Annotated in this window: 11 protein-coding genes; 7 read left to right on the top strand and 4 right to left on the bottom strand. The window is 67.2% G+C overall.

Annotation, left to right across the window (positions count from 1 at the left end; translation table 11 throughout):
- Positions 1–8 precede the first annotated feature (8 nt).
- Positions 9–2339: an FdhF/YdeP family oxidoreductase gene (locus tag P0Y43_RS20740; protein WP_275639141.1), complete on the bottom strand. Its 2331-nt coding sequence runs from the start codon at positions 2337–2339 to the stop codon at positions 9–11.
- A 303-nt stretch (positions 2340–2642) separates the two neighbouring features.
- On the opposite strand from P0Y43_RS20740, the gene moaA reads away from it, so the two are divergent.
- The 4 genes from moaA (at position 2643) to P0Y43_RS20720 (ending at position 6236) form a co-directional block, all read left to right on the top strand.
- Positions 2643–3647 carry a GTP 3',8-cyclase MoaA gene (gene moaA, locus P0Y43_RS20735; protein ID WP_275639140.1) on the top strand — a complete coding sequence of 335 codons (1005 nt, stop codon included), beginning with the start codon at positions 2643–2645 and terminating at the stop codon, positions 3645–3647.
- Positions 3648–3663: 16 nt separating this feature from the next.
- Complete coding sequence (locus P0Y43_RS20730; protein ID WP_275639139.1) at positions 3664–4563, top strand: bestrophin family protein; 900 nt, start codon at positions 3664–3666, stop codon at positions 4561–4563.
- 121 nt (positions 4564–4684) lie between these two features.
- Positions 4685–5224, top strand: a complete 540-nt coding sequence (gene moaB / locus P0Y43_RS20725) for a molybdenum cofactor biosynthesis protein B (RefSeq protein ID WP_275639138.1) — start codon at positions 4685–4687, stop codon at positions 5222–5224.
- 124 nt (positions 5225–5348) lie between these two features.
- On the top strand, positions 5349–6236 hold the full coding sequence (locus P0Y43_RS20720; protein WP_275639137.1) for a LysR family transcriptional regulator: 888 nt from the start codon (positions 5349–5351) through the stop codon (positions 6234–6236).
- Here P0Y43_RS20720 and P0Y43_RS20715 read toward each other — a convergent pair.
- Positions 6223–7083 carry an alpha/beta fold hydrolase gene (locus tag P0Y43_RS20715; RefSeq protein WP_275639136.1) on the bottom strand — a complete coding sequence of 287 codons (861 nt, stop codon included), beginning with the start codon at positions 7081–7083 and terminating at the stop codon, positions 6223–6225. The genes P0Y43_RS20720 and P0Y43_RS20715 overlap by 14 nt on opposite strands.
- A gap of 115 nt (positions 7084–7198) precedes the next feature.
- Entirely contained in the window at positions 7199–8047 is an 849-nt protein-coding gene (locus P0Y43_RS20710; RefSeq protein WP_275639135.1) for a LysR substrate-binding domain-containing protein, read from the bottom strand.
- 103 nt (positions 8048–8150) lie between these two features.
- Here P0Y43_RS20710 and P0Y43_RS20705 point away from each other — a divergent pair, with 103 nt between their 5' ends.
- Entirely contained in the window at positions 8151–8864 is a 714-nt protein-coding gene (locus tag P0Y43_RS20705) for a haloacid dehalogenase type II (RefSeq protein WP_275639134.1), read from the top strand.
- A 63-nt stretch (positions 8865–8927) separates the two neighbouring features.
- Here P0Y43_RS20705 and P0Y43_RS20700 read toward each other — a convergent pair whose 3' ends face one another.
- A complete protein-coding gene (locus P0Y43_RS20700; RefSeq protein WP_275639133.1) occupies positions 8928–10415 on the bottom strand; it encodes an aldehyde dehydrogenase family protein in 1488 nt (495 codons plus the stop codon).
- 179 nt (positions 10416–10594) lie between these two features.
- Between P0Y43_RS20700 and P0Y43_RS20695 the strand changes: the two genes are divergently transcribed.
- Both P0Y43_RS20695 and P0Y43_RS20690 read left to right on the top strand, forming a co-directional pair.
- Positions 10595–11746, top strand: a complete 1152-nt coding sequence (locus P0Y43_RS20695; RefSeq protein ID WP_275639132.1) for an amine dehydrogenase large subunit — start codon at positions 10595–10597, stop codon at positions 11744–11746.
- A 13-nt stretch (positions 11747–11759) separates the two neighbouring features.
- Positions 11760–12296 (top strand): MauE/DoxX family redox-associated membrane protein, encoded by a 537-nt coding sequence (locus P0Y43_RS20690; RefSeq protein ID WP_275639131.1) that lies wholly within the window; start codon positions 11760–11762, stop codon positions 12294–12296.

The following is a 12296-nucleotide window of genomic DNA, read 5'->3' as shown; positions in this document are numbered from 1 at the left end:
CTGATGACCTACTGCGACACCGCAGCCGCCGCAATGCGGTTCCCCTCCTTGGCCTTCTCCAACCGAATCGCCACGAACTTCGAGGTCGGCGTCCAGGTCCGCTCGCCATAGCTCTCCAGTGGCACCAGCGGGTTGGTCTCCGGGTAATAGGCCGCCGCCTGCCCCTCGGGCACGTCATACGCCACCAAACGGAACCCCGACACCCGCCGCTCACGGCCATCCTCCCAGAGCGACACCAGGTCCACGTGCTCGCCCGGCGCGAAGCCCAGCCGGCGGATGTCCGCCTCATTGACGAAGACCACCTCGCGCAGGCCGAACACCCCACGGTAGCGGTCGTCCAGGCCATACAACGTGGTGTTGTACTGGTCGTGCGAGCGCATCGTCTGCAGGATCAGGTCCGGCTTGTCGCCTCGCGCCAGCACCTGGGCGTTGACCAACTGCTCAGGCAGCACGCTGGGGCTGAAGCGCGCCTTGCCGGTGGCCGTGCGCCAACTGCGCTCGGCGGCGCTGTTGCCCAGGTGGAAGCCGCCCGGGTGCTGCAAGCGCTGGTTGAAATCGGCAAAACCAGGGATAACGTCGGCGATCATGTCGCGTATGCGCGCATAGTCGGCCACCGCATGCGCCCAGTCGATGGGCCGGTCGCCCAGGGTGGCCTTGGCCATGCCGGCGATGATCGCCGGCTCCGAGCGCAGGTGCGGGGAACGCGGGCGCAGTTGGCCGTGGGAGAGGTGCACCATGCTGAAGGTGTCTTCCACGGTCACGCCCTGCGGCCCCTCGGCCTGCAGGTCGATCTCGGTGCGGCCCAGGCACGGCAGGATCAACGCATCGCCCCCGGTCACCAGGTGCGAGCGGTTGAGCTTGGTGGAGATCTGCACGGTCAGCGCGCACTTGCGCAGCGCTTCATGGGTGCGCGGGGTGTCCGGCGTGGCCTGGGCGAAATTGCCGCCCAGGCCGATGAACACCTTGGCGCGCCCGGCTTCCATGGCCTGGATCGCCATTACCGCGTTGTGCCCATGCTCGCGCGGCACCTTGAACTGGAAACGTCGTTCGATCGCCTCGAGCAACGGCGCCTTGGGTTTCTCATCGATGCCCATGGTCCGGTCGCCCTGCACGTTGCTGTGCCCGCGCACCGGTGACAGGCCCGCGCCGGGCTTGCCGACGTTGCCGCGCAGCAATTGCAGGTTGACGATCTCCTGCACCGTCGGCACCGAGTGGCGGTGCTGGGTGATGCCCATGGCCCAGCACATGATCACGCGCTCGGCCTTGCGGTACATGCGCGCGGCCAGCTCGATCTCGGCCAGGGTCAGGCCCGACTGCTCGACGATGTGTTCCCAGGCGGTGGCGTCCAGCACCGCCAGGTAGTCGTCGACGCCGCTGGTGTGGGCGGCGATGAAGGCATGGTCGAACACGGCGGGCTCGCCCTTGGCCTGGGCCTCGCGTTCCCATTGCAGGAGGAACTTGGCCATGCCGCGCAGGGCCGCCATGTCACCCCCCAGGGCCGGGCGGAAGTACGCGGTGGTGGTCGGCTCAGAGCCATTGCTGAGCATCTCGAACGGGTGCTGCGGGTGCTGGAAGCGCTCCAGGCCGCGCTCCTTGAGCGGGTTGAAGCACACCACCTGGGCCCCGCGCTTGACCGCCTCGCGCAGCGGTTCGAGCATGCGCGGGTGGTTGGTGCCGGGGTTCTGGCCAATGACGAAGATCGCATCGGCCAGCTCCAGGTCATGGAACACCACGGTGCCCTTGCCCACCCCGAGGCTCTCGGCCATGCCCACGCCACTGGCCTCGTGGCACATGTTCGAGCAGTCGGGGAAGTTGTTGGTGCCGTAGGCGCGCACGAACAGTTGGTAGAGGAACGCCGCCTCGTTGCTGGCCCGGCCGGAGGTGTAGAACTCGGCCTGGTCGGGAGACTCCAGCGCGTTGAGGTGCCGCGCGATAAGGGCGAAGGCCTCGTCCCAGGAGGTTTCGACGTAGTGGTCGGTGGCGGCGTCGTAGCGCATCGGGTGGGTCAGGCGGCCCTGGTATTCAAGCCAGTAGTCGGTCTGCGCGGCCAGGGCGCTGACGCTGTACTGGGCGAAGAACGCCGGGCCCACCGAACGGCCGGTGGCTTCCCAGTTGACCGCCTTGGCACCGTTCTCGCAGAACTTGACCCTGTCGTTTTCCGGCGACTCGCCCCAGGCGCAGCCGGGGCAGTCGAAACCACCGTTCTGGTTGGTCTTGAGCATGGCCCGCAGGTTCTTGAAGGCGTTTTCACTGCCCAGCCAGCTCTTGGTCACGCTCTTGAGCGCGCCCCAGCCGGCGGCGGGGCCTTTGTAGTCCCTGATGTGTGGGTCCTGGCTCATGCGCTTGGTCCTCGCGAGGCATCGAAAAGTCGCCGGCTCGGTGAGGCCGGCTTTTTTCCAGCCTAAGAAGCGCGGCGCGCGGGCGTCCAATCGAAAGATGTGAAAGCCTGATAAGCGCGGTCGATGACGCGGTATCCATCCCCTGTAGGAACGGGCTTGTCCCGCGCCTACAGGGGCGTGACGGTGGGACGCGGAGGCGTGATAGAGCAGACCTATCACGCAGTCGGGCAAAGCAATTTGACGCCCGTGCGCGCAGGTTATAGCGTGAACCTTATCCCTTCCCCCACCCTTCCGAGCGCGAACGTGGAACACAGCACCCAGGCCCTGATCGACGGTTTCAACCGAAGAATCGACTACCTGCGGATGTCGGTCACCGACCGCTGCGACTTCCGTTGCGTCTACTGCATGGCCGAAGACATGCAGTTCCTGCCGCGCCAGCAGATCCTCAGCCTCGAAGAGCTGTACCAGGTCGCCGAACGCTTCGTCGCCCTCGGCACCCGCAAGATCCGCCTGACCGGTGGCGAGCCGCTGGTGCGCCAGGGCATCGTCGAGCTGTGCACGCGCATCGCCGCCCTGCCCGGCCTGCGCGAACTGTGCCTGACCAGCAACGGCTCGCAGCTCGGGCGCCTGGCCCAGCCGCTGTTCGACGCCGGCGTGACCCGCCTGAACATCAGCCTCGACAGCCTCGACCCGGCGCGCTTCAAGGCCCTGACCCGCACCGGCGACCTCGCCCAGGTGATCGCCGGTATCGACGCCGCGCGCCGCGCCGGGTTCCAGCGCACCAAGCTCAACTGCGTGGTGCTCAAGGGCCGCAACGACGACGAATTGGTCGACCTGGTGCGCTTCGCCATCGACCGCGAGCTGGACATCTCCTTCATCGAGGAGATGCCCCTGGGCGTGATCAGCGAGCACGAGCGCGGCGAGTCCTTCTACTCCAGCGACGACGTGCGCCAACGCCTGGCCGAGCACTTCACCCTGGTCGAGTCCGCCGAATCGTCCCAGGGTCCGGCGCGCTACTGGCGCCTGGCCGAGGCGGCGCGCACCCGGGTCGGCTTCATCTCGCCACACAGCCACAATTTCTGCGCCACCTGCAACCGCGTGCGCCTGACCGTCGAAGGCCGCCTGCTGCTGTGCCTGGGCAACGAGCACTCGATGGACCTCAAGCAGGTGCTGCGCGCCCACCCCGGCGACAGCGCACGCCTGGAGCAGGCCATCCGTGACGCCATGCACCTGAAGCCCTACCGCCACCACTTCGAGGTCGGCGGCGAGGTGCAGATCCTGCGCTTCATGAACATGACCGGCGGCTGACCGCCTCTGGACCTCCATGATCGTCCACTCCCGCCCCGACCTGCTGCGCGTGCTGTTCACCCTCAAGGGTTCGATCGTCAAGCGCATCGCCCTGCGCTGCCTGATGGTCACCCTGCTGGCCGCCTTGATCGTGCTGGTCGAGCGGCACTACCCGGCGCTGTTCTACCCGGTCAGCGCCACGCCCTTCACCTTGCTGGGCCTATCGCTGTCGATCTTCATGAGCTTTCGCAACAACGCCTGCTATGACCGTTGGTGGGAGGGGCGCAAGGCGTGGGGCAAACTGATCATCGAGACCCGCGCGTTCATCCGCGAAAGCGCGGTGATCGCCGACCCGGCCCTGCGCGCCGAGCTGCTGCGCGGGCTGTGCGGTTTCGCCCACGCGCTGAACGCGCGCCTGCGCAACGAAGACGAGCTCAAGGCGGCGCGGCCATGGCTGAACGAAGCCCAGGCCATCGCCCCGCACAACCTGTGCGACGGCATCCTGCGCGAGGTCGGCGGGCACTGTTCGCGCTTGGCCGAGCGCCAGCAGATCAGCGAGTTCCGCTACACCCTGCTGGAGCAGCGGCTGCTGGGGCTGTCGGAGGTGCAGGCGACTTGCGAGCGGATCAAGGGCACGCCGCTGCCCTTCCCCTACACCCTGCTGCTGCACCGCACCATCTACATCTTCTGCCTGCTGCTGCCGTTCGCCCTCGCCGAACCGCTGGGTTGGCTGGCACCGCTGTTCACCACCCTGGTCAGCTACACCTTCTTCGGCCTGGACGCGATCGGCAATGAACTGGAAGACCCGTTCGGTCGTGACGAGAACGATCTACCGACCGATGCCCTGGTGCGCACCGTCGAGCGTGACGTGCTGGGGGCGCTGGGGCACGCGCCGCTGCCGCCGGTGCTGATGCCGGTGGAGCATGTGTTGAGCTGATACCTCGCGAGAGGGCCGGTACAGACGATAGAACCCGTCGATGAGCCAGTACGCCATATCGATTGGACGCCTCCAGCCCATGGCTCTAGCGTGATCGCCAAACCACCCAGGAGAGCCCCTCGTGAGCGTCAAACCCGACGCGGTCTTCGTACCGCTGAACATCGCCGTGCTGACGGTCAGCGACACCCGCACCTTCGACACCGACACCTCCGGCGAACTGCTGGCCACCCGCGCCCTGGGCGTCGGCCATCGCCTGGTCGCGCGGGTGCTGCTCAAGGACGACCTGTACAAGATCCGCGCCCAGGTCGCCACCTGGATCGCCGACGAGCAGGTACAAGTGGTGCTGATCACCGGCGGCACGGGCTTCACCGGCCGCGACAGTACCCCCGAGGCGGTCACCTGCCTGCTGGACAAGCAGGTCGACGGTTTCGGCGAACTGTTCCGCGCCCTGTCGATCCTCGACGTCGGTACCTCGACGCTGCAAAGCCGGGCCCTGGCCGGTCTGGCCAATGGCACGCTGGTGTGCTGCGTGCCAGGTTCGACCGGCGCCTGCCGCACAGCGTGGGAAGGGATTCTGGTGGAGCAGTTGGATGCCCGGCACCGGCCGTGCAATTTCGTGCCGCACCTGAAGGCGGTCGGGTTGTGCGATAGCCGGGGGTGAATGGGGTCGGGAAATGGGCTGGGTGAGCCGGCCTTATCGCGGGGGCCTTCCCGCCACCAATTAATGATGGCCTGCCCCCCAACTCTTGGTTAAGGTCGTCACACCCCCAACCCCAGGCCGCCCCATGGACATCAAGCAGCTCAAGTTCCTCCTCGCCCTCGACCAGACCCGCCACTTCGGCCAGGCCGCCGCGCTGTGCCACATCACCCAGCCGACGCTGTCGATGCGCCTGCGCAACCTGGAGGACGAACTGGACCTGGTGCTGGTCAAGCGCGGCCAGCGCTTCGAAGGCTTCACCGAAGCCGGCGAGCGCATCCTGGCCTGGGCCCGCACCCTGCTCGCCGCCCACGACGGCCTGCAGGCCGAGGCCGCCAGTTGCCGCGGCCAGGTGGTCGGCAGCCTGCGCCTGGGCACCGTGCCGCTGGCCAGCTTCAACCCCATGCAACTGCTGCTGCCGCTGCGCGAGAAGTACCCCGAGCTGCACTTCCAGCTCTCGTCGCTGAGTTCCGAGCAGGTCATCGACGGCCTGAGCCGCAACCAGCTGGACCTGGGCATCTGCTACCTCGACCAGGTCAACGCCAGCTTCTTCGAAGTGATCGAACTGGGCACCACCACCATGGGCCTGCTGCACGACACCCGGCACTTCAGCTTCGACGCCACGCCGCTGCGCTGGGAAGACCTCGGCAACCTGCCCCTGGGCCTGCTGAGCAAAGGCATGCACTACCGCCAGTCGCTGGACCTGAGCTTTCGCAGCCGAGGCCTGGAGCCCCAGGCAGTGCTGGAGAGCGACTCGACCTTCCAGCTGATTCAGGCGATCAGCGCCGGCGTGTGCTGCGCGGTGATGCCGCTGGACTGCGGGCTGGAGGAGCTGAGCGAGCACCTGCGCATCATCCCGGTGGCCGAGGCCAGCATCCACAGCCCGGTCGGCCTGCTGCTGCGCCGCAGCGAACCCCGCTCGGCGATTGCCGAGCAGTGCTTCGCCGAGGCCAGGGCGTTGTTCAGCGTGCCTTGAGGAAGTCCAGCATCACCTTGTTGAACACTTCAGGCTTCTGCAGGAAGGCGAAGTGGCTGGTGCCTTCGATGAATTGCAGCTTGGCGCCGGGGATGCTCTTGGCGATGTAGCGGGTGTGCTCGGGCTTGATCGCCTCGTCGTGGTCGCCGTCGACGATCAGGGTCGGGGCATGGATGGTCGCCAACTGCGCCGGGGTCCAGTTCGGCTGCTGCTGGTACATCTGCGCCAGGGCGGTATTGAGCTTGTCGAAGCCATCCGGGGTCGGCGACAGCTGCTTGTATTCGTCGGCGGCGCGGCTGACGAAGGCACCGAAGGCCGGCTTCTTGTCGGCGTCGGGGAAGGCGCCGGTCGGGTCGGTGTTGGCGCCGAAGGCGATGATCCGGCCAACCTTGTCGGGGTAGCGCATGGCCAGGTCCAGGGCGGTGATGCCACCGTCGCTCCAGCCGACCACGTCGGCTTTCTTCAGGCCCAGCTGCTTCATCAGCCCGACCACGTCGTCGGCCATGGCGTCGTAGCTCAGCGGCAGGCCGTTGGCGTTGCTGCGGCCGTGACCGCGGGTGTCGACCGAGATGACCTGGTAGTGGGCCGAGAGCACCTTGGCCTGGCCGGCCAGGTAGTCGGCGTTGGCCGGGCCGCCGTGCAGCAGGAACACCGGGGCGCCCTTGCCTTCGATGTGGTAGGCCAGTTGCACACCGTTGACCTCGACGGTCTTGAACGGGCCCTCGAGTTTCGGGGTGGGCGGCAGGACCTCCCAGGGTTGGGCGGCCTGGGCGGTGGCGCTGAGGGCGGCGAGGCCGAGGGTGCCGAGCAGGAAGGTGCAACGGGCCATGGTGCGAAGGTGCGGCATGTTTACGACTCCGGGTTGTTGGGGGTTCTGGTCGTAAACGCGCGGGCAGGGCGTTTATTCCACACCCGGTGGGAATTTGCTGTTTTGCCCCGCGAGAGGGCCGGCAAAACCAAGCTCACCCCTCCAGCGCCCCCACCAGAAAATCCACCACCTGCTGCTGCACCCGGGTCAGCAGCTTGCTCGACGCCAACAGCGCCAGCTCGGTGCTCGGCGGTCGGCTGAACGGCCCTTGCCCGGTGACGATGCGCTGCCCCGGCAGCACCGCGCTGGCCGGCAGCAGGCTCACCCCCAACCCTGCCGACACCGCCGCCTGGATGCTCGCCAGGCTCTGCGAGGCGAAGGCGATGCGCCAAGGCCGCCCGGCCGCCTCCAGGCAACGCACGGCACGCTCGCGGTACAGGCAACCCTGGTGGTAGACGATCAACGGCAAGGGGCCGTGGGCCAGGTCCACCTCGGCGCCGCAGACCCACTCCAGGCGCTCGTCCCAACGGGCGATGGCCGCCTCGCCGGTGGCATTGCGCTTGACCAGCGCCAGGTCCAGCTCCTTGCGCTCGAGCATGCTGTGCATCTGCACGCTCAGGCCGTTACAGGTATCCAGGCGGATGTCCGGCAGCCGCTCACGCGCCGCCACCAGCAACGCCACCAGGCGCTCGGTGGGGAAATCCTCGGGCATCCCCAGGCTCACCACACCGCTGACATCACGCGCAGTCATCATGTAGCGCGCCTCGTTGGCCAGGCCGATCAGGCGCCGGGCGTAGCCGAGCAAGCGCTCGCCGTCCTCGGTCAGTTGGATGCTGCGCGAGGCGCGGTGGCGCACCAGCAGCGGGCGCGCGGCCTGTTCCTCGAGCTTGCGGATCTGCTGGCTGACGGTGGACTGGGTGCGATTGACCTGCTCGCCGGCACGGGTGAAACCACCGGCGTCGACCACCGAGACGAAGGTTTGCAACAGTTCGAGGTCGAACATCATTAATGCCTTTAATGAATTTATTTTCGAGAATAATCGAATTTATAAATCCATGGCAGCACCGCATGATGAATGGGCACTTCAATCGACAAAGGCCACCATCATGCCCCTCGAATTCTTCAGCAAGCCCAAGTGGCTCACCTTCGACTGCTACGGCACCCTGATCCAGTGGGACGAGGGCCTGCTCGACTCCATCGTGCGGCTGCTCGAACGCAAGGGCCTGGGCCAGCTCGACCCGGACCGCTTCATCGCCGTCTACGACCATTACGAACACGAACTGGAACAGGGCCGCCCGCACCGCAGCTTCCGCGAGGTGTCCAGCCTGTCGCTGCGCTATGCCCTGGAGGAATTCGGCGTGGGCTACGACGAGGCCGACGGTGAGGCGTTCGCCGACCGCATCTCGCGCATGCCGCCGTTCCCCGAGGTGGTGCAAACGCTGGCCTGGCTCAAGCGCCAGGGCTTCAAGCTGTGCATCGTGTCCAATACCGACGATGCGATCATCGCCGGCAACGTGGCGCAGCTTGGCGGGCATATCGACCGCGTGGTGACCGCCCAGCAGGCGGGGGCCTACAAGCCGGACCACCAGCTGTTCAACCATGCCCATGAGCAGCTTGGGGTGAACCGGGGCGAGGTGCTGCACATCTGCGCCAGCCCGCACCTGGACCTGGTGGTGGCGCGTGACCTGGGCTTCCATTGCATCTGGATCGACCGCGGCACCAAACGTCAGCCGCTGGCCGACTACGTGCCGGATGGGGTGTTGCCGAGGTTGGATGGGTTGGTGCCGCTGTTCACCGAGTTGGGCTGGGCAAGCGAGTAATCGCGCAACGACCCTACCTTGTAGAGCGGGCTTGCCCCGCTCTACAAGGACGGTGGCGTACCCTCAATAGCGAATCATCACCGACTTCAGCTCGGTGTAATCCTCGATGAACGCACTGCCGAACTCACGCCCCACCCCCGACGCCTTGCTCCCGCCGAACGGCACCGCCGGGTCGAGGAAGGTGTGCATGTTCACCCATACCGTCCCCGCCTCGATCCGCGGGATCAGCCGCAGGGCCTTGGACAGGTCGTTGGTCCACAGGCTCGCGGTCAGGCCATACGGTGAGTCGTTCATCAGCTCGACCAGTTGCTCCTCGTCATCGAACGGCAGGATGCAAACGATCGGCCCGAAGGTCTCCTCGTGCAGCAGCGGGTCGTCCGCGCCCGTTGCCAGCACCACGGTCGGCTCGACGAAGTACCCCGGTCGCTCCAGCACCTTGGCCCCGCACACCACCTGGTCGGCGGCCCGCGCCCGCGCGAAGAACCCGGCGATCTTGTTCAGGTGCGCCTGGTTGGCCAGCGGCCCGAACTGCGCCTCGGGGTCCAGCGCCGAGCCGATCTTCAACTGCCCCAACGCCGCCGCCAGCTTGCTGGTGAACTCATCGACCTTGCTGCGGTGCACGTACAACCGCTCGGGCGACGCGCACACCTGCCCCTGGTGCACGTAGGCGGTCTGCAGGATGCCCGCCACGGCGCCATCGACATCGACATCGGCCAACAGCGCCGCCGGGTTCTTGCCACCCAGCTCCAGCGTGGCGCGGGTCAGGTTGGCGGCCATGGCCGCCTTGCCCACGGCGATGCCGGTGGGCACCGAGCCGGTGAACGCCACCTTGGCCACCCGCGGGTGGGCGATCAGCGCCTGCCCCACCTGGCCCGCGCCGTTGACCACGTTGAACGCCCCCGCCGGCACCCCCGCCTGCACCGCCAGCTCCGCCACCCGCAGCAGCGTCAGCGGGGTGAACTCGCTGGGCTTGATGACCACGGTGCAGCCGGTGACCAGCGCCGAGGCGATTTTCCAGATGCCGATCATCACCGAGAAATTCCACGGCACAATGCCCGCCACCACGCCCACCGGCTCGCGCAGGGTGAAGGCGGTGTAGCGCTCGCCGCCGAACGACGGCAGCGACGGGGTCATGGTCTGCCCCGTGATCTTGGTCGCCCAGCCGGCGAAGTAGCGCAGGAACACCACGCTCTGGGCGATCTCCAGGCCGCGGGAAAGGTTGATCGACTTGCCCGAGCACAGGGTCTCGAGCTGCGCCAACTCCTCGGCGTTGGCCTCGATCAGGTCCGCCAGTCGGTTGAGCACCACACCTTTCTCATAGGGCGAGACACTCGCCCAGGCGCCCTTGAAGGCGCGCGCGGCGCTGTCCACCGCGCGCTGCACATCGGCCTCGCTGGCATCGCGCACGCGGCTGATCACCTGCCCGCTGGACGGGTCGTGGATATCGAGGGTGGCCGTGGCCTCGCCCGCCTGGTACTGGCCCTCGATGAAATGCCCGTGGGTCTTGCCGAGAAACTCGACCACGGCCGGTAGCAGCTGGATATCGCTCATCGGATCACTCCTGGTGTGTTCGCCGGCATCTTCAGAGGCCTGCGAAGCCCGCGCCAGCCCCGGCTAGCGTTTTGTCAGGGAGCCAAAAGAGAATGTCACGCACGGCAAATCGTTGCGCCGCCCCAGGCGGCACACTGCGAACATTGCCGAACCCCCTATAAGAAAAACGGAGACAGCCAATGCGTCGCGTAGACAGGCTTTGCATCTCGACGGCTCTGGCGCTGGCCATGAGCGCGGCGACGAACGCAGTGTGGGCGGACCTGCCGGCCGAGGAGATCGGCCAGGAGGTCCTGCCTTTCCCGCCCGACCCTCACCGGGTCTACATCCTCGATGTGGACTTCAAGAACCCCATCGCCGGCAAGGTGCTGGTGGTCGACCCCAAGACCAAGCGCATGCTCGGCATGACCACCAACGCGTTCGTCGCGCCCACCGCCCTGAGCCCGGACAACAAGGCCTTGTACTCGGCCAACCTGTTCTACTCGCGCGGCACCTACGGCGAGCGCACCGATGTGCTGGTGGCCTGGGACACCCAGACCCTGCGCCCGAACTGGGAAGTGGTGCTGCCGGCCAAGCGCGCCTCGACCCTCACCGAGAAGTACGCCCTGGGCGTGAGCAGCGACAACAAGCTGGTGTACATCTTCAACCTCACCCCTTCCACCTCGGTCACCGTGGTCGACACCCAGACCAAGGCGGTGGCCAGTGAAATCGCCATCAGCGGGTGCGTGCTCAACTACCCGGCAGGCAAACGCAGCTTCGCCTCGCTGTGCGGCGACGGTCAGTTGCAGGTGGTGACCCTCGACGACCAGGGCAAGGAAGTCGGCCGCACCCAGACGCCGTTCTTCGACCCCAACAAGGTCAAGCTCAACGAACGCGCGATCGCCAACGGCGACACCTACTACTTCACCACCACCACCGGCGAGGTCTACCCGGTGCGCTTCGCCGACGGCAAGGCCGAGCCGCTGCCGACCTGGTCGCTGGTCACCGAGCAGGAGCGCAAGCAGGGCTGGGCGCCGGGAGGCTGGCAGGTGCTGGCCGTGGCGCCGGGGCTCAACCGCCTGTACGCGCTGATGCACGAGCAGCACACCGACGGCAAGTGGGAAGACCCCAGCACCACCATCTGGGCCTTCGACCTGAAGACCGGCAAGAAGGTCGCCACGCTCGAATCGCCAAAACCGGTGTGGAGCCTGCAGGCCAGCCACGACAAGGCGCCGATCCTCAGCGCCACCGACCTCGAAGGTGGCGTGCAGTTCTTCGACCTGACCACCCACAAGCACACCGGCGCCATCGACCAGATCGCCGCCACCCCGGTGCTGACCTTCAACCCCTGGTAAGTGGAGGCCGACCATGCTCGACCCTGTACTGATAAGCGCCAGCAGCACGGCGCTGGCGGTGCTGCTGGCCTCGGCGGCCAGCCACAAGCTGCGCGCCCCGCGCCTGTTCAGCCACACCGTGCGCCGCTACGAAGTGCTGCCCCAGGCCCTGGCCCTGCCGGCGACCCTGGGCCTGGCGGCGCTGGAACTGGCCCTGGCCCTAGGCCTGCTGCTGCCGGCCTCGCGTAGCCTCGCCGCCCTCGGCGCGGTGCTGCTGATGGCGTTGTACGCCGCGGCCATCGGCCTGAACCTCTGGCGCGGCCGCCGCGACATCGACTGCGGCTGCTCCGGCCCCGGCGCCAGCCAGCCGCTGCGCCCGGTGCTGCTGCTGCGCAACCTGGCCTTCGCCGTGCTGGCCCTGGTCGCCGCGCTGCCCAGCAGCCCGCGCGCCCTTGGTGCCGCCGACCTGCTGCTGATCGTCGCGGCCACAGCCGTGGCGCTGTTGATCCACGTGGCGGTGGATGGCCTGCTGGCCAACCAGCCACGCCTCGCCAAATTGACTGGAAGATAA

The sequence above is a fragment of the Pseudomonas entomophila genome (genome assembly GCF_029193575.1).
Classification (GTDB): Bacteria; Pseudomonadota; Gammaproteobacteria; order Pseudomonadales; family Pseudomonadaceae; genus Aquipseudomonas; species Aquipseudomonas entomophila_G.
This window is presented reverse-complemented; position numbering and strand designations above follow the sequence as displayed.

Bases quoted from the DNA above. Each gene is read 5' to 3' on its own strand.
- P0Y43_RS20700 (WP_275639133.1), bottom strand. From the start codon at position 10,415: ATGAGCGATATCCAGCTGCTACCGGCCGTGGTCGAGTTTCTCGGCAAG.
- P0Y43_RS20720 (WP_275639137.1), top strand. From the start codon at position 5,349: ATGGACATCAAGCAGCTCAAGTTCCTCCTCGCCCTCGACCAGACCCGC.
- P0Y43_RS20695 (WP_275639132.1), top strand. From the start codon at position 10,595: ATGCGTCGCGTAGACAGGCTTTGCATCTCGACGGCTCTGGCGCTGGCC.
- P0Y43_RS20715 (WP_275639136.1), bottom strand. From the start codon at position 7,083: ATGCCGCACCTTCGCACCATGGCCCGTTGCACCTTCCTGCTCGGCACC.
- P0Y43_RS20730 (WP_275639139.1), top strand. From the start codon at position 3,664: ATGATCGTCCACTCCCGCCCCGACCTGCTGCGCGTGCTGTTCACCCTC.
- P0Y43_RS20710 (WP_275639135.1), bottom strand. From the start codon at position 8,047: ATGTTCGACCTCGAACTGTTGCAAACCTTCGTCTCGGTGGTCGACGCC.
- P0Y43_RS20705 (WP_275639134.1), top strand. From the start codon at position 8,151: ATGCCCCTCGAATTCTTCAGCAAGCCCAAGTGGCTCACCTTCGACTGC.
- P0Y43_RS20690 (WP_275639131.1), top strand. From the start codon at position 11,760: ATGCTCGACCCTGTACTGATAAGCGCCAGCAGCACGGCGCTGGCGGTG.
- P0Y43_RS20740 (WP_275639141.1), bottom strand. From the start codon at position 2,339: ATGAGCCAGGACCCACACATCAGGGACTACAAAGGCCCCGCCGCCGGC.